At 59.9% G+C, this 15597-nt stretch carries 11 protein-coding genes; 7 read left to right on the top strand and 4 right to left on the bottom strand.

Annotation, left to right across the window (positions count from 1 at the left end):
* Positions 1-7 precede the first annotated feature (7 nt).
* Positions 8-1378, bottom strand: coding sequence for an MFS transporter (locus tag RE418_RS14735; RefSeq protein ID WP_089181102.1), 1371 nt, complete (start codon positions 1376-1378; stop codon positions 8-10).
* A 334-nt stretch (positions 1379-1712) separates the two neighbouring features.
* Here RE418_RS14735 and amiA point away from each other — a divergent pair, with 334 nt between their 5' ends.
* Positions 1713-2555, top strand: a complete 843-nt coding sequence (gene amiA / locus RE418_RS14730; protein ID WP_025303471.1) for an N-acetylmuramoyl-L-alanine amidase AmiA — start codon at positions 1713-1715, stop codon at positions 2553-2555.
* 54 nt (positions 2556-2609) lie between these two features.
* The gene (locus tag RE418_RS14725; RefSeq protein WP_025303472.1) at positions 2610-3662 is read left to right on the top strand and encodes a porin; all 1053 of its coding nucleotides are present in this window, start codon (positions 2610-2612) and stop codon (positions 3660-3662) included.
* A 120-nt stretch (positions 3663-3782) separates the two neighbouring features.
* Here RE418_RS14725 and RE418_RS14720 read toward each other — a convergent pair whose 3' ends face one another.
* Together RE418_RS14720 and RE418_RS14715 are read right to left on the bottom strand one after the other, a co-directional pair.
* Positions 3783-4727, bottom strand: a complete 945-nt coding sequence (locus RE418_RS14720) for an NAD-dependent epimerase/dehydratase family protein (protein WP_399675196.1) — start codon at positions 4725-4727, stop codon at positions 3783-3785.
* 67 nt (positions 4728-4794) lie between these two features.
* Entirely contained in the window at positions 4795-5625 is an 831-nt protein-coding gene (locus tag RE418_RS14715; RefSeq protein ID WP_089181104.1) for an alpha/beta fold hydrolase, read from the bottom strand.
* A 225-nt stretch (positions 5626-5850) separates the two neighbouring features.
* Between RE418_RS14715 and RE418_RS14710 the strand changes: the two genes are divergently transcribed.
* The 5 genes from RE418_RS14710 to RE418_RS14690 all read left to right on the top strand — a co-directional run bounded on the left by RE418_RS14710 (position 5851) and on the right by RE418_RS14690 (position 14353).
* Positions 5851-7254: a coniferyl aldehyde dehydrogenase gene (locus tag RE418_RS14710; protein WP_089181105.1), complete on the top strand. Its 1404-nt coding sequence runs from the start codon at positions 5851-5853 to the stop codon at positions 7252-7254.
* A 259-nt stretch (positions 7255-7513) separates the two neighbouring features.
* Entirely contained in the window at positions 7514-9709 is a 2196-nt protein-coding gene (gene katG / locus RE418_RS14705) for a catalase/peroxidase HPI (protein WP_089181106.1), read from the top strand.
* 630 nt (positions 9710-10339) lie between these two features.
* Positions 10340-11137, top strand: coding sequence for a glyoxalase (locus RE418_RS14700; RefSeq protein ID WP_089181107.1), 798 nt, complete (start codon positions 10340-10342; stop codon positions 11135-11137).
* Between the two features lie 41 nt (positions 11138-11178).
* Positions 11179-12468, top strand: coding sequence for an alginate export family protein (locus RE418_RS14695; RefSeq protein ID WP_089181108.1), 1290 nt, complete (start codon positions 11179-11181; stop codon positions 12466-12468).
* A gap of 502 nt (positions 12469-12970) precedes the next feature.
* On the top strand, positions 12971-14353 hold the full coding sequence (locus RE418_RS14690) for a serralysin family metalloprotease (RefSeq protein ID WP_089181109.1): 1383 nt from the start codon (positions 12971-12973) through the stop codon (positions 14351-14353).
* Positions 14354-14460: 107 nt separating this feature from the next.
* Here RE418_RS14690 and RE418_RS14685 read toward each other — a convergent pair whose 3' ends face one another.
* Positions 14461-15513 (bottom strand): nitronate monooxygenase family protein, encoded by a 1053-nt coding sequence (locus tag RE418_RS14685; RefSeq protein WP_049209250.1) that lies wholly within the window; start codon positions 15511-15513, stop codon positions 14461-14463.
* Positions 15514-15597: the final 84 nt, after the last annotated feature.

Below are 15597 nucleotides of genomic sequence, written 5' to 3'. Positions count from 1 at the left end.
CGTGCTTCTATTTGCTGGTTTTTAACGTAACGGCGGACTTGAAGCGCATATAGCTCACGGCCAGAGAAAGGAACGAGAATGCCGCCCCCGCCATTAAACTGATATTCGTCGCTTGCGCGCCGCGCATATTGAAGAAAATCGCCACTAACGCCGAACCGACGATTTGCCCGATCAACCGGGAGCTGCCCAACAGGCCGCTGGCGATGCTGCTGTTTTCGTGCGAGACCGAGGTCATGATCAGCAGGTTGTTCGGTGATTGAAACAGGCCGAAACCGATGCCGCACAGCGCCACACGCCATACGATCGCCCCATTCGACGGATCGCTCGGCAAATTGGCCATCAGCAGCATGCCTGCCAGCAGACAGGCGAGGCCCGAGAGGGCAACAAGATTGGGATCGTATTTCTTGGCCAAATCGCCGGAAATTAGCGAAGACGCCATGGTGGCCAGCGGCCAGGCGGTCAGCAGCAGACCGATGTCCACCACGTTTCTTTGCAGGACATTGTGGAAATAGAAAGGCAGCGATACAAAAGCCAAAAGCTGGGTGCTGTAAGACAGCATCGACATCAGCAAAGACAATGACAGCGTCGGGTTATGCAGCATCGCGATCGGGATCAGCGCGGCGTTGGCCTTTCTTTTCTGATTGATATACAGCCACCCGGCCAGCCCGGCGAATACCGCAAAGCTGAGCGCCGCCGCCGGCAGATGGTGGGTGGTCATGCTCATCGTGCTGAGCGAGAAAGCGATAAACAGCACAAACACCAACAGAGCCCCCCCGCTGTCGAATCCAACGCTGCGCCGCTCGCGGGGGGCCAGGAAGATCAGGCTCAGCAGCAGCGACAGGCAGGCGATGGGAACATTGATGGTAAACAGCCAGTTCCAGCTCGTCTGAGAAAGTATCGCCGAGGCGATGGACGGCCCGGCGGCGGCGGAAACCGACACCACCATCACATTGATCCCCAGGCCGCGCCCCAGCAGCCTTTCCGGGTATATCTCCTTGATCAGCGCCGCATTGACGCTGAGCACCGCCGCCGCACCGAAGCCCTGTATCACCCTGAATGCCGTCAGCATCGACAGCGTCGTGGACAGCGCGCAGCCCAAGGATGAAAAAGCGAACAGCACCACCCCGGCTATAAAGATCTTTTTATTGCCCACCGCGCGGCCCAGCGCCGCGAAGGGCATCAAAGAGGCGACAACGGCAAACTGGTAGGCATTAATAATCATGATGGAGGCCGATTCGGAAACGCCGAAATCTTTGGCGATCACCGGCAATGCCACGTTGGCGATGGTACTGTCGAGCATGGCGATGACCGTGCTTAACGAGACCGCGAGAACGGCGAATATATTTAGTGTCTCTTTTTCCTGGTGTTTAAAAGTCATGTTAACGCTCCAAAAACGTGAGTAGCTTCATGCCGGCGGCAAAGACCCCGCTTTTTATCCGTTTTAATATTTACGTTATAACATATCAATTAAAGAGGAGAATAAATCTCATTTGAAATATTAGATTAAATAGTGTGTCAAAATAAGAATTAACAAATGCAAAACAAATTAATATCAATACAAACATTCAATAAACAAAATAAATGCAGTATAAAAAACCAGTGAATTTAAGGAATGACATTAAAAGTAACAGCCGCTAACAGACAACCCCGCCGGCGCGTGAAATTGTTATGTTATAACAAAAACACCCTTTCCTTTTATGCTGGTTAACCTTATGGCTAAGACGGACCTTTTGAACACCCGGTTATCTCGCCGCAGAATGATGTTGGCAGGGTTGGCGGCCCTGGCGCTGAACGGCGCCGTTTCCCCGCTGGCTCACGCCCACGGCCTGCCACGTCCCAAAAAGCAGAACGGCCCTCAGGGGGCGCGAAAAAGATTCCTGGTCATGTTGGATCCCGGTCATGGCGGCATCGACTCCGGCGCCATTGGCCACACCGGTTCGCTGGAAAAACATGTCGTTCTGGAGATCGCCAGAAATGTGCGTGCACAGCTTGATCGACACGGCATCGATGCCCGCCTGACGCGCGACAGCGACGTTTTTATTCCGCTGTACGATCGGGTGGAGATCGCGCACCGGCATGGCGCCGATCTTTTCATGTCCATCCACGCCGACGGCTTTACCTGCCCCAGTGCCTGCGGCGCGTCGGTTTTTGCGCTTTCCAATAAAGGCGCCAGCAGCGCGATGGCGAAATACTTATCGAACAGTGAAAACGCGGCGGACGATCTCGCCGGCCCCAACGTCATCAAGAAAGACCGCTATTTGCAGAAGATACTGTTTGATTTGGAGCAGACGGAAACGATCAAAGAGAGCCTGGCGCTGGGCTCGCACCTGATTCAGCATATTGCGCCCATCCATCACTTGCATGCCAAAAATACCGAACAGGCGGCCTTCGTGGTCTTAAAGTCCCCGTATATTCCTTCCGTCTTGGTGGAAACCTCTTTCATCACCAACCCTGAGGAAGAAAGGCTGCTCGGCACCCCCGCCTTCCGAAATAAAATTGCCACGGCGATCGCTCAGGGGATCGTCAGTTACTTTAAACGCGAAACGCACGCTTAAGCTTCGCCGGGGCGGCAAGCACACGGGCTTGCCGCGCACAGGGACGGTGCCATCATGATAAAACGCAATCCTCGTTATTTTTCGGCGGGCATGCTGTTCCCCCTGCTGGCCCTGTTGCCGCGCGGCGCCTTCGCCGTGTCGTTGACGGGATCGCAGCAAAACAGCCTGAATTTCTACGGCACGATTATCGCCAGACGCTACAGCGGCCAAAACGAACGCGACGACGGCGACCGCAGCTACCTCTATTTCGGCCTGATAGGCAAAAAAAAGATCGCGCCGCGCTGGCAGGCCTACGCCCACTGGGAATATACCGTCAGCTTCGCCGACGCGACTCGCAACAGCACCCGGCTCGCCTATATCGGCGTGCAAAACGCCACCCTGGGCAGCCTCGATATCGGCCGCAACTGGGGCGTGCTTTATGATGTGACCGCCCTGACCGATCGCTCCCCGCTGTTTAGGGAAATGGCGTACAACTACATCGATAACTTTATGCGCGGCCGGGCGCATAACCTGCTCACCTACCGCCAAACTTTCAGCCTGTTTCAGCGGCGCGCCGCCCTCGCGTTGCAATATCAGTTCAAAGACGGCGACGATCGGCAAGCGCCGGGCAAACAAAACGGCAACGGCTTCGGCGCTTCGTTCCGTTATGCGCTGACGCCGACGCTCAGCCTCATCGCCGCCGCCTCGGCGTCTCAAACCACGCAGCGGCAGCAACACGCCGCCGGCTATCGCCGACGCATCGATACGCTGGCCGAAGGGGTTCTCTATGCGTCGAAAAAAATCTATCTTGCGGCCGTGTTCACCCAAAGCGACAACGCCATCAGCCCACAACAAACCGCTAACCGCGGCTCGGCGTCAAGTTATGAAGCGCTCGTCAAATACCGGCTGACGGACCATATTCAGCCCAACATCGGCTATACCCGTTTAATACAGGCCCGGGCAGGCCGCAACACCGACTTATTGAACTACGAGGAGCTGGGGGTGACCTGGTTGCTCAACAGCAACATGCAGGTGTTTATTAACTATGAATTCAATAACCTTTCGCAGCACGCGGCCGGCGTCGATGCGTCGGACAAGCTCGATATGGGCATCAGCTATCACTGGTGATCCGCTTTCGCGCAGCCAATAAAAAGCCCCGCCCGGTGAGGGGCGAGGCTCGCTTAATGGCTCGAGTGGGCCGGCAGCCCAGCGTAGCGCGCTATGGCTAGCCCTGGCGCGGCGGGCATCTTAACGCGGCGCTTGCACGTTCTTCCACTCCCGCCAAATCGTTTCCAGCCCGGCGCGATACGTCGTGACGGCGAAGTCGGGAAAGCGCTGCTTGAACTTGGTCGAGTCGAACAGGTTGTCGTACTCGTAGCGCGGCAGCAGCTCGCGCATCTCACGCGCCCCGGACGAAACCAGCCCTGCGGCGATCAACGCCCATTTGCCGATGACGGAATATGAAATGTCCTTCCCAAACACCTCGCAGGCCAAGGCGGCGAACTGCGCATAGGTGAGCCGTTCGTCGCAGCACGGGAGATGCCACGTCTGGCCGAACGCGTCGGGCGTATTGCCGAGCCGGGCTAACCCACGGCTGGCGTCGGGCGTCCAGATCAGCGTGCGCAGCCTGTCGTCGCGAACCGGCACGCGCGGTTTTTCCCCCGCTTTCAGCCTGTCGACGATCAACGCATTGGTGAAGCTCTGCGTTTTTCCCGGCCCATAAAACTCAGGAGCACGGCCGATCAGCACGGGGATCTGCTTGCGCTCCATCTCGTCGAGCACCTTCTCGGTCATCAGAGCGCGCACCCGTCCCTTGCGCCCCCGAGGCGCGAACGGCGTCGATTCCGTCTGCAGTTCGCCGTTCTGCGGATACATATAGGTATTGTCGAAATAAACAAAGGGCACGCCCGCGGTACGGCTGGCGTCCAACGCATTCTGCAGCATGGTCGGAAATTGCCGCTCCCACAGCGCCGAATCCGGCGGCAGGCCGGCGGCGAAATACACCACGTCGCTGCCCTTCACCGCCGCCAGGGTCTGCTGTGCATCGAGCAGGTCGGCCGCGACCAGCGTATCGCTGTCGTTGACCTTCTTCGGGTTGCGGCTGACCAATCTTAAATCATCGGTGTACGCGCGCTTCAGTTCACGCGCCAGCTCTTGGGCGATCTGGCCACTGGCGCCCAGGATCGTTTGCATTTCCGTTCCTCATCGTAATGAAAAAAGCTCCGCCCACTCAGGGCGGAGCAAAAGTGCTTGTTCGCGCTTAACTGTTCACGAACGCCAGCAGATCGGCGTTGACCTGATCGGCATGGGTGGTCGGGATGCCGTGCGGCGCGCCCTTATAGGTATGGAGCGTGCCGTTTTGCACCAGCTTGGCCGAGAGCACGCCGGAATCCTGATAAGGCACCACCTGGTCGTCATCGCCGTGGATCACCAGCACCGGAATGGCAATCTTCTTGAGATCTTCGGTGAAATCGGTCTGCGAGAAGGCGACAATGCCGTCATAGTGCGCCTTGGCGCCCCCCATCATGCCCTGCCGCCACCAGTTCCAGATAATCGCCTCCGACGGTTTGGCACCCGGGCGGTTATAGCCATAGAACGGGCCTGCGGGCACGTCGTAATAGAACTGCGCCCGGTTGGCGGTCAGCTGCGCCTGGAAATCATCGAATACCGATTTTGGGGTGCCCTGCGGATTGGCGTCGGTTTTCACCATCAGCGGCGGCACCGCGCTGATCAGCACCGCTTTGGACACCTTGTCCTCGCCGTGGCGCACGATATAGCGCACCACCTCGCCACCGCCGGTCGAGTGGCCTACGTGCATGGCGCCCTGCACGCCCAGGTGTTTTACCACCGCGGCGACGTCATCGGCGTAATGATCCATGTCGTGCCCTTCCCACACCTGGCTGGAGCGGCCGTGGCCGCGGCGATCGTGCGCCACCACGCGGAACCCTTGGTTCACGAAGAACAGCATCTGGGCATCCCAGTCGTCGCTGGACAGCGGCCAGCCGTGGTGGAAATAGATAACCTTGCCGTTTTTGGGGCCCCAATCCTTGTAGAAAATCTCGACGCCATCGCTGGTCGTTACATAACCCATGTCGTTTCTCCCGTTTACACTATGGTTAAAAAAGAAGGTTTATACTGCGCGCGGCGCCGGGATCTCTGGCTCCCTCATCCCGGTTGGCCGACGATCTTGCGTTGATCGTTTAACGAGTATAGGTTTAAAGTTCACTTTAAGGTCAATGGCGGCCCGGCAAGCGGTATTTCCCTCAGTAACGCAATCGGCATCAGGAGAATTCAAGTGCAGGGAGATGACATCCTCATGACGATGGAGCAACGGCTTGCCGCCCAGCGCCATGCCTTCCTGCGCGACGGCGCGCCGACGATCGCTCAGCGCAAAACCGCCCTGCGCCGCCTGCGGAGCGCCATTCTGGCCCAGCGCGGCGCGCTGGCGGCGGCCGTCAGCGCGGACTTCGGCCACCGCTCGCCTTACGAAACCGACATTCTGGAGATTCTGGTCACCGTTCAGGCGATCGATTACCTGCTGCGCAATCTGAAACGCTTCATGCAGCCGGAACGCCGCCACGTCGCCCTGCCGTACCAGGCCGGGCGCGCCTACGTGCAATACCAACCTAAGGGTGTGATTGGCGTCATGGCGCCGTGGAACTACCCGTTTTCGTTGACCTTCATCCCGCTGGCCACCGCCCTGGCCGCCGGCAACCGCGTGATGCTGAAACCTTCGGAGCTCACGCCGCATACCAGCCGCCTCATCGAAACGATGCTGGCGGCGCTGTTTCCCGCCGATGAGGTCGCGGTGGTGACCGGCGGGCCGGACGTCGGGGCCGGGTTTAGCGCACTGGCGTTCGATCACCTGGTATTCACCGGCAGCACGGCGATCGGCCGTCAGGTCATGCAGGCGGCCGGTAAAAATCTGGTGCCCTTGACGCTCGAGCTGGGCGGCAAAAGCCCCGCCGTCGTGGCGCCCGGCGCGCTCACCGCCAGAACCGTTAACAGCCTGGCGTTCGGCAAGCTGTCGAACGCGGGCCAAACCTGCATCGCGCCCGATTACCTGTTGATCCATCAGGACGATCTGGCAAGCTTCATGGCGCTCTATGACGCGGCGGTTAAAAGCTTTTATCCCGACGGGCCAACCGGCGACGACTACGGCGCCATCATCAACGACAGGCACTACCACCGCTTGCAAGCGCTGCTTGCCGACGCACAGGCGCGCGGCGCGCAAATCCATCCGGTCGGCCACCGCCCGGACTCGGCGTCTGAACGGCCGAACACGCTGGCCCCTACGCTTATCGTCGGCGCCCCCGACGACAGCCGGATCATGCAAGAGGAGATCTTCGGGCCGCTGCTGCCGGTGCGCACCTACGCCGCCCTTGATGAAACGATCGACGTTATCAACGCCGGGCCACGCCCGCTTGCGCTCTACTACTTCGGTCCGCCGGGCGAGGATCGGGACCGGCTGCTGGCGCGCACCACCTCCGGCAACGTCAGCGTTAACGCCACCCTGCTGCATTTCGCCCAGGACGATCTGCCGTTCGGCGGCATCGGCCCCAGCGGCATGGGGGCCTGTCACGGCATCGAAGGATTTCGGGCGCTGAGCCACGCCAAAGGCGTCTTTATCCAGAGCCGCTGGCGTTTTACCGACCTCCTGCGCGCGCCGTTCGGCAAGCTGGCGGACGCGGTGCTCAAGGTTATGCTGCGGCGCCGATAACACGGCGTGTTGACTATCAATAGCACACCCATAAATCGCCGCAAGCTATCACAATATTCACTCATTCCTATTTTATCTCTCCGCCACCGCTGACTAAGCTTAGCCATGAGTCGCCTTTTGCCCGTTAGCGGCCGGGGCGATGCGAATCCATTGAGTTCAGTTATTTAGCGCAACACCCGACGCAAGCCTTACCCGCATGCCTTGTTAACCGCTCCACGCCCGGCGGCTGGAGCACCTTTATGGAAGCAGAGAGCGCATTATGACAACTGAAAGCAAATGCCCGTTTTCGGGCGGCAAGCAGCCCGCACCGCAGAACGGCCCCACCAATCAGGATTGGTGGCCTAATCAGCTCAGCCTGAAACCGCTGCACCAACATTCCCCCCTGTCCGATCCGATGGATAAAGACTTCAACTACGCCGATGCCTTCAACAGTCTCGATCTGGCGGCGGTCAAACAGGATCTGCACGCCCTGATGACCGACTCGCAGGAATGGTGGCCGGCAGACTTCGGCCACTACGGCGGCCTGTTCATCCGCATGGCCTGGCACAGCGCCGGCACCTACCGCATCGGCGACGGCCGCGGCGGCGCGGGCGAAGGCCAGCAGCGCTTCGCCCCGCTCAACAGCTGGCCGGACAACGTCAGCCTCGACAAGGCGCGTCGCCTGCTGTGGCCAATCAAACAGAAATACGGCCGCAACCTCTCCTGGGCCGACCTGATTATCTTGACCGGCAACGTGGCGCTGGAATCGATGGGCTTCAAAACCTTCGGCTATGCCGGCGGCCGCGCCGACACCTGGGAGCCGGACGACGTCTACTGGGGTTCTGAGAAGATCTGGCTGGAGCTGAGCGGCGGGCCAAACAGCCGTTACTCGGGCGACCGCGATCTGGAGGACCCGCTGGCGGCAGTGCAGATGGGCCTGATCTACGTCAACCCGGAAGGCCCGGACGGCAATCCCGATCCGGTGGCCGCCGCACGCGACATCCGTGAAACCTTCGCCCGCATGGCGATGAACGACGAAGAAACCGTGGCGCTGATCGCCGGCGGCCACACCTTCGGCAAGACCCACGGCGCCGGCCCGGCGTCTAACGTCGGCGCCGATCCGGAGGCCGCCGGGCTGGAGTCGCAGGGCCTCGGCTGGCACAGCACCTTCGGCACCGGCGTTGGCAAAGACGCCATCACCAGCGGCCTGGAAGTCACCTGGACCACCACCCCGACCCAGTGGAACCACGACTTCTTCCGCCACCTGTTCGAATACGAATGGGAGCTGAGCCAAAGCCCGGCCGGGGCGCATCAGTGGGTAGCGAAAGACATCGGTGAAACCATTCCCGACGCCTTCGATCCCAACAAGAAACACCGCCCGACCATGCTGACCACCGACCTGTCGCTGCGCTTCGATCCGGCCTACGAGAAGATTTCGCGCCGTTTCTATGAGCATCCGGAAGAGTTGGCCGACGCCTTCGCCCGCGCCTGGTTCAAGCTGACCCACCGCGATATGGGGCCGCGCGCGCGCTACCTCGGCCCGGAAGTGCCGCAGGAAGAGCTGATTTGGCAGGATCCGATCCCAGCGGTCGATCATCCGCTGATCGACGAGCAGGACATCGCCGCGCTGAAAAACGCCGTGCTGGCTTCCGGCCTGCCGGTGTCCGCACTGGTCTCCACCGCCTGGGCTTCGGCTTCCAGCTTCCGCGGTTCCGACAAACGCGGCGGCGCCAACGGCGCGCGCATTCGCCTGGCGCCGCAAAAGGACTGGGCGGTCAACCAACCTGCGCAGCTCGCCGCGACGCTGGCCAAGCTGGAGAGCATCCAACGCGCCTTCAACGATGCCCAGACCGGCGGCAAGCGCGTCTCGCTGGCGGATCTGATCGTGCTGGCCGGCGCGGCGGGCGTGGAACAGGCGGCGAAGAACGCCGGTTTCGCCCTGACGGTGCCGTTCGCCCCGGGCCGCATGGACGCCTCGCAGGAACAGACCGACGTGGACTCCTTCGAGGCGATGGAGCCGCTCGCCGACGGATTCCGCAACTTCCTGAAGGGCAAATACCGCGTGCCGGCCGAAACGCTGCTGGTCGACAAGGCGCAGCTGCTGACCCTGACCGCGCCGGAAATGACGGTGCTGGTCGGCGGGCTGCGCGTGCTCGGCGCCAACGTTGGCGGCACGCAGCACGGCGTGTTCACCCAGCGGCCGCAGGCGCTGACCAACGACTTCTTCGTCAACCTGCTCGACATGGGCACCACCTGGCACCCGATCGGTGAAGACGGCCTGTTCGAAGGCCGCGATCGCCGCAGCGGCGCGGTCAAGTGGACCGGCACTCGCGTCGATCTGGTGTTCGGTTCGCACGCGCAGCTGCGCGCGCTGGCCGAAGTCTACGGCAGCGCCGACGCGCAGGAGAAGTTCGCCCACGACTTCGTCGCCGCCTGGAACAAAGTGATGAACCTCGATCGTTTCGATCTGGCGTAACGTCCCCCCAACGGCCTGCTTTGGCAGGCCGTTTTTTCCCCTGAGATCAGCACCACCTCCGCTCCACGTCAGCCCTGTCAGGCGCCGCGATATTCTCTTTCCCCGCTTATTCGTATTTACTCAACAAGTCATATAAAAATTTGATGGGCGGCAATTCTTTTAATGCTGTATTTATATTTAGACGGCAATGAAGACCGTAAACTCAGCTGGCTCATGCGATATATCCCATCTAGGAGAACACCATTATGGATTATCTTCGATTCACCTCAACACGCGGCGAAGCGGGCCTCATGACCACCGCCATTCCTTAGCGATAGCGGGCTGAGCCGGCAAAGGCGCCCCACCGTTCCACGCCCATAAAAAGAGATATTTTGCACCTGCGCGATATTCGCTTAGGCGCCAGAACATCGCCCTTATTTAATGTTTCACGACGCACATTGCGTTTTTCGTTTTTATTTTTCAGCCGACGGGAAAGCTCATAGGGAATTACGCTTCACTCAGGAAAATAACCGCTACCTGGAGGTCATCATGCAACATATTATCGGCATTTCTTCTCGTCGGCTGAGGATATCGGCCCTTGCGCTACTGCTCCCTGCCGTATCATGGGCGGCCGATACGGCGCCTCTTGCCATGGGGCCGCAATATGACACCACCCATGTCTACGTCGAACGCGGCAAGATGGACGCCTTTGTCGACAGCATCCTGAAAACCTTCGGCGGCACCAGTACCGAACGCGTGCTGGTCAACGTCACGCCCACCCCCAGCGAAACTTACTCCCAGCTGATACTGACGCCGGCCGGCAGCTTCTCGGTGTTCGATTTCAAAACGCCGATCCCGTACCCGTTCGGCGCCGAGCGCAACGGTTTTCTGGTCAGGGATATGGACGCCGCCATCCGGCAGGCCAGGGCCGCCGGCGCCGATGTGCAGGTTGCGCCTTTCAACGATCCGATCGGCCGCGACGCGGTGATCCAATGGCCCGGCGGCGTCAACATGCAGCTCTATTGGCACACCAAGACGCCTGACTACAAGCCGCTGCTGAGCGTGCCGGAAAACCGCCTGTATCTCTCCGCCTACCGCGTCGACGATTTCCTGAAAAGCTACCAGGCGTTCTCACACGGCAAGGTCGTGAGCGACGAACAGGTCAGCGATACGGCGATCGGCCGCAGCGACAACGGCAAGGTCCGCCAGATCGAGCTGGACTCCCACTTCGGCAAAACGCGCATTTTCGTCACCGACGGGCATCTGCCTTATCCGTTCGGCCATGAGCGCACCGGCTATGGCGTCGACGATCTGTCGGCCACGCTGGCCAAAGCGACGGCCAGCGGCGCGCAGGTGCTGTGGCATTCGACGGCGGCGGAACGCCGCGCCTCGGCGCTGGTGAGTTTCCCCGGCGGCTACATCGCCGAAATTCACCAGACGGCTAAATAAACCCAAGGCGCGCTGCGGCGCGCTCTTTTCTTCGGATATCCATGATGAAACGCACGCTACCCGCACTGTTGCTGTTCTCCACGCTACCCGCGCTGGCGGCGGAGCCCGCCGCTTCCCCCTGGAAAAACATCCCGTTGGGCGATGCGGCCACGTTGTCTTTCGACGGTTCACTGCGCGAGCGCTATGAATGGACGGATCAGCGGGATCTGAACGGCGGACGCGACGACACTTTCATGCAGCGCTTGCTGGTTGGCGCGCGCCTCGACTACGGCGACTATTTCGGCGCCTATGTGCAGGTGGGATCGTCGCTGGCCACCCCGCGCGACCGCGGGCGCAAGCCGACTGACGAAGATCATGCCTACCTCGGCCAGGGCTATGTGGACTTAAAACTGCCCACCGCCTACGGCCTCGGCACCCTGCGGATCGGCCGCCAGGAGATTGCGCTGGGCTCGCTGCACCTGCTGGGCACCCGCGACGGCCCCAACGTGCGCCGTTCCTTCGATGCTATCCGCGCCAGTTGGGCCAAGGATAAAAACCGCCTCGACGCCTTTATCGGCCATCCCGTCACCCTCAAAACCGGCAGTTTCGACGACGATACTGACAACAGCCAAAAGGTCTGGGGGCTGTACGGCACCACGCCGCTGGCAGCGCTGGCCTCCTCGCTCGATCTCTACACCTTCGGCTTTGAGGATAACGACGTCCACTACGCGCAGCTCAGCGGGCAAGAGCGGCGCTATACCGTCGGCGCGCGCATTTTCGGCGCGGCACAGGGGTTCGACTGGGATAATGAAGCCGCCTGGCAGTTCGGCAGCGCAGAACAGCGTGACATCCGCGCCTGGTCGGCGTCGGCGCACGCCGGCTATACGGTCAACGACTGGCGCTGGCAACCGCGCTTCGGCGGCAAGATTGGCATCGCCAGCGGCGATAAAAACGGTCACGATGGGCAGCTCAACACCTTTAACGCCATGTACCCCAAGCTGCCCTACCTGACCGAGAACGGGCTGGTGGCGCCGGCTAACCTGATCGCCATCCATCCTTCGGTCACGATTATGCCGTGGCAAACCCTGGCCATCGACTTCAGCTGGGACGCGTTGTGGCGGCAACGCCGCGAGGATGCCTTCTACCTCGGGCCAATGCGCCCGGTGAAGGGCAGCGCGCAGGGCTCGCGCTTTATCGGCAACCAGTATCAGGTTGAAACGACCTGGACACCGCGCAGCGATCTTCAGTTCAAGGTGGCCTATGTCTACTTCGACGTCAGCAACAGCCTGCAGCAACATGCCGGGCTGAAAAACATGAACTTCGTGCTGGCGCAGGGCACCTACAGTTTTTAAGTATCAGGTAAGTTAATCGGTGTACGCGGACGCCCTTAATAATCCCGTACTCAATTAATGACGAGCGCCGGCGAGTAGCCGCCCATATGCATTGCGGCAATGGCGGGTACTCGCCGCCATTCACAGATAAAAGCTAAATAAAAGCAAAAAGATAAATCAATCACGTAAACTCCGCTAGCCAATTACAGTGTAATATTAAATAAAAATTTAATTCCACCTGGTTATTTAAGCACGCCTTTTACGCATATCTTATGTAAAAGATTCATATAAGAATAACTCATTAATGAAATAATTGTGTTTATACTGCTTTAACTCAATCACAGTGCACAATTAATTCCTCACCGTGATTAATGATAAGGATATATTCCGCTTGAACGCAATATTCAAGCCAGACCAAGGAGGCAAACCAATGATATCACATTAATTACCCCTGATTTTCAAACCTGTGTACGAGCATATAGAGCGTTAGGTGCAATATTGTCAACGTCCAAAGGAGTTTGATATGTCATTAGCGACCGATAAGATTTCCGATTATTTAACCCGTTATGAAAGAGGCGATCACGCGGGGAGCAGTAAACCGTCATATACCACGCAAGAGGTTTCAGATCTGCTGCTGAGGAGCCATTATTCCGCCAATGGCAAAGGCGTGACCGACCATGCGGCTACCTTGACCTACTCTTTCCCCGTCTATACCGACAGCGACAAGACGGGCGCCGCGCAGCTTACCGCCGCCCAGCAAGCCCAAACCAAGCTTTCATTGCAATCCTGGTCGGATGTGGCCAACATCACGTTCACCGAGGTTAAAGGCAACGACGCGAAAAATGCAGATATCAAGTTTGGTTTTTATAAGGCGGCCAGCGGGGGCAATTACACCTCGTATGAAAGTACGCAGAGCAATCTCAAAAGCACCATTTGGATCAGCGGCAATAACGGCTACGACGCCTCCAATCCGCAAACCAATAACTACGCCAGGGATACGCTGACTCATGAAATAGGGCATGCGTTGGGGCTTTCTCATCCCGGCAATTATGATGCGTCAAATGCCACCTACCCCACCTACGCCAACTCGGCGAAGTATTATGAAGACGACCATCAATATTCTTTGATGAGCTATTTTAACGAACAATACACCAGCGCTGACTATAAAGGCGTTTGGCCATCAGGGCCGCAGCTGGATGATATTACCGCCATACAGAAGCTTTACGGCGCGAATACCACCACGCGCACCGGCGATACCACCTATGGTTTCAACTCGAATACGGACAGAGACTTTCTGAGCGTTAAGGCGTCCACGGACAAAATCGTGGCGGCTATCTGGGATGCCGGCGGCAATGACACGCTGGATTTTTCAGGCTACAGCCAGGATCAGCGCATCAACATTAACGAAGGCGCATTCTCTGATGTGGGCGGCTTGAAGGCAAATATCGCCATCGCCTACGGCGCGCAGATTGAAAATATCATCGGCGGCAGCGGCGCAGACATTTTAGTGGGCAACGCGCTGAACAATACGCTAAAAGGCGGTGCAGGCAACGACATCATTTACGGTGCCGGCGGCGCCGATCAGCTCTGGGGCAATGCAGGCGCGGACACCTTCGTCTTCCGCGAAGCCGGCGACAGCCAAGCCGCCGCGCCGGATTGGATCCGCGATTTCCAGACGGCGGTGGATAAAATCGATCTGTCGTGGCTCAACCAGACGGCTAAGGCCGACGGGAGCGAGCTGCACTTCGTGGATAGTTTAAGCGGCTCGTTGTATGAAGCGGCGCTGAATTATGACGCGCAGCAGAATGTCACCGATCTGGCCATCAATCTCTCCGGCAATCAATTACCTGATTTCCTTGTCAAAATCGTTGGGCATGTCGACGCTTCCGCCGATATTCTCGTCTAGCCAAGGCAAACCCGCAGTCCGGCCTTTACGCCGGACTGTTCATCTCTTCTCAGGCCTCACCCCGGCGTCTTTTTACATTGCCACAGCAATAAATCGCGCAGACGAGCTCACACCGCTTCCAGCTCCGCCGCCAGGGTGGCGACCAGCTCCGCCGCCGGCATCGGCCGCGCCAGGCCCACGCCCTGCCCGGCCCACAGCGACATAAACTCCCCGCGCCCGGCCTTGGCCGCCGCCTGGCGGATATCGCCGGTGAGCGCGTTCTGCACCGGATAAGGCAGGATCTGCGCCTCTTCCGCGCGCATCTGCCGCATGAAATCATTGACGATGCCGCGCGCCGGGCGGCCGCTGAAGGCGCGCGTCAGGCGCGTGCTGTCATCGCCGGCGTTGCGCAGCGCCGCCCGCCAGGCTTCGGCGATGCCCGACTCCGGGCTGCACAGGAACGCGGTGCCCAGCTGCGCCGCCTGCGCGCCCAGCAATTGCGCCGCTGCGATGCCGCGCCCGTTCATGATGCCGCCTGCGGCGATCGCCGGGATCTTCACCGCCGCCACCACCTGCGGCAGCAGGGCCATCAGGCCGACGCAGGATTGCTCAATGTCGCCGAGGAAGGTCGGGCGGTGGCCGCCCGCCTCCGCGCCCGAGACGCACACGAAGTCGGCGCCCGCCTCTTCCCAGGCGCGGGCTTCCGCCACCGTGGTGGCGGTGCCGATCACCCGCGAGCCGGCCTTCTTGAACTGCGTGACCGTGGCGCGCGGCAGCACGCCGAAGGTGAAGCTGACCACCGGCGGCGCCGCCTCCAACAGGGCCGCGATCTGGTCGCGGTTGTTTTCGGCGAATTGGATCGGCATGGGCGGCTCACTCAGCCCCAGCGCTTCGCGGAACGGCCGCAGCAGGTGCTGGGCGCGCTTGAGCTCGGCGAGATCCGGGTGCTGCTCATCGAGCAGAAACAGATTGATGTTGAACGGCGCGGCGGTCTGCGCGCGGATCTGCTGCACCCGTTCGAGGATCACCGCCGGTGAAAACAGCGCCGCCGCGCACGATCCCAGCGCCCCGGCGTTGCTCACCGCCACCGCCAACGCCGGCGGCGACGCGCCGTTCATCGGCCCCTGAACGATCGGATAGCGCAGCCCAAGCTCGCGGGCAAAAGCAGAAGGTGCCGTCATCAATGTGTCTCCCTGTGCTGACTACATTCGTCTTACGGCGGCCGCGCCGCCGAACCGACCAAAAGCATAGCACCTTCTCGCCGC

Origin of the sequence: Serratia sp. szju (genome assembly GCF_044594185.1) — a bacterium.
Lineage (GTDB): Bacteria > Pseudomonadota > Gammaproteobacteria > Enterobacterales > Enterobacteriaceae > Serratia > Serratia bockelmannii.
This window is presented reverse-complemented; position numbering and strand designations above follow the sequence as displayed.

Coding starts and splice junctions, on each gene's coding strand:
- RE418_RS14735 (WP_089181102.1), bottom strand. CDS start 1,378: ATGACTTTTAAACACCAGGAAAAAGAGACACTAAATATATTCGCCGTT.
- amiA (WP_025303471.1), top strand. CDS start 1,713: ATGGCTAAGACGGACCTTTTGAACACCCGGTTATCTCGCCGCAGAATG.
- RE418_RS14725 (WP_025303472.1), top strand. CDS start 2,610: ATGATAAAACGCAATCCTCGTTATTTTTCGGCGGGCATGCTGTTCCCC.
- RE418_RS14720 (WP_399675196.1), bottom strand. CDS start 4,727: ATGCAAACGATCCTGGGCGCCAGTGGCCAGATCGCCCAAGAGCTGGCG.
- RE418_RS14715 (WP_089181104.1), bottom strand. CDS start 5,625: ATGGGTTATGTAACGACCAGCGATGGCGTCGAGATTTTCTACAAGGAT.
- RE418_RS14710 (WP_089181105.1), top strand. CDS start 5,851: ATGACGATGGAGCAACGGCTTGCCGCCCAGCGCCATGCCTTCCTGCGC.
- katG (WP_089181106.1), top strand. CDS start 7,514: ATGACAACTGAAAGCAAATGCCCGTTTTCGGGCGGCAAGCAGCCCGCA.
- RE418_RS14700 (WP_089181107.1), top strand. CDS start 10,340: ATGGGGCCGCAATATGACACCACCCATGTCTACGTCGAACGCGGCAAG.
- RE418_RS14695 (WP_089181108.1), top strand. CDS start 11,179: ATGATGAAACGCACGCTACCCGCACTGTTGCTGTTCTCCACGCTACCC.
- RE418_RS14690 (WP_089181109.1), top strand. CDS start 12,971: ATGTCATTAGCGACCGATAAGATTTCCGATTATTTAACCCGTTATGAA.
- RE418_RS14685 (WP_049209250.1), bottom strand. CDS start 15,513: ATGACGGCACCTTCTGCTTTTGCCCGCGAGCTTGGGCTGCGCTATCCG.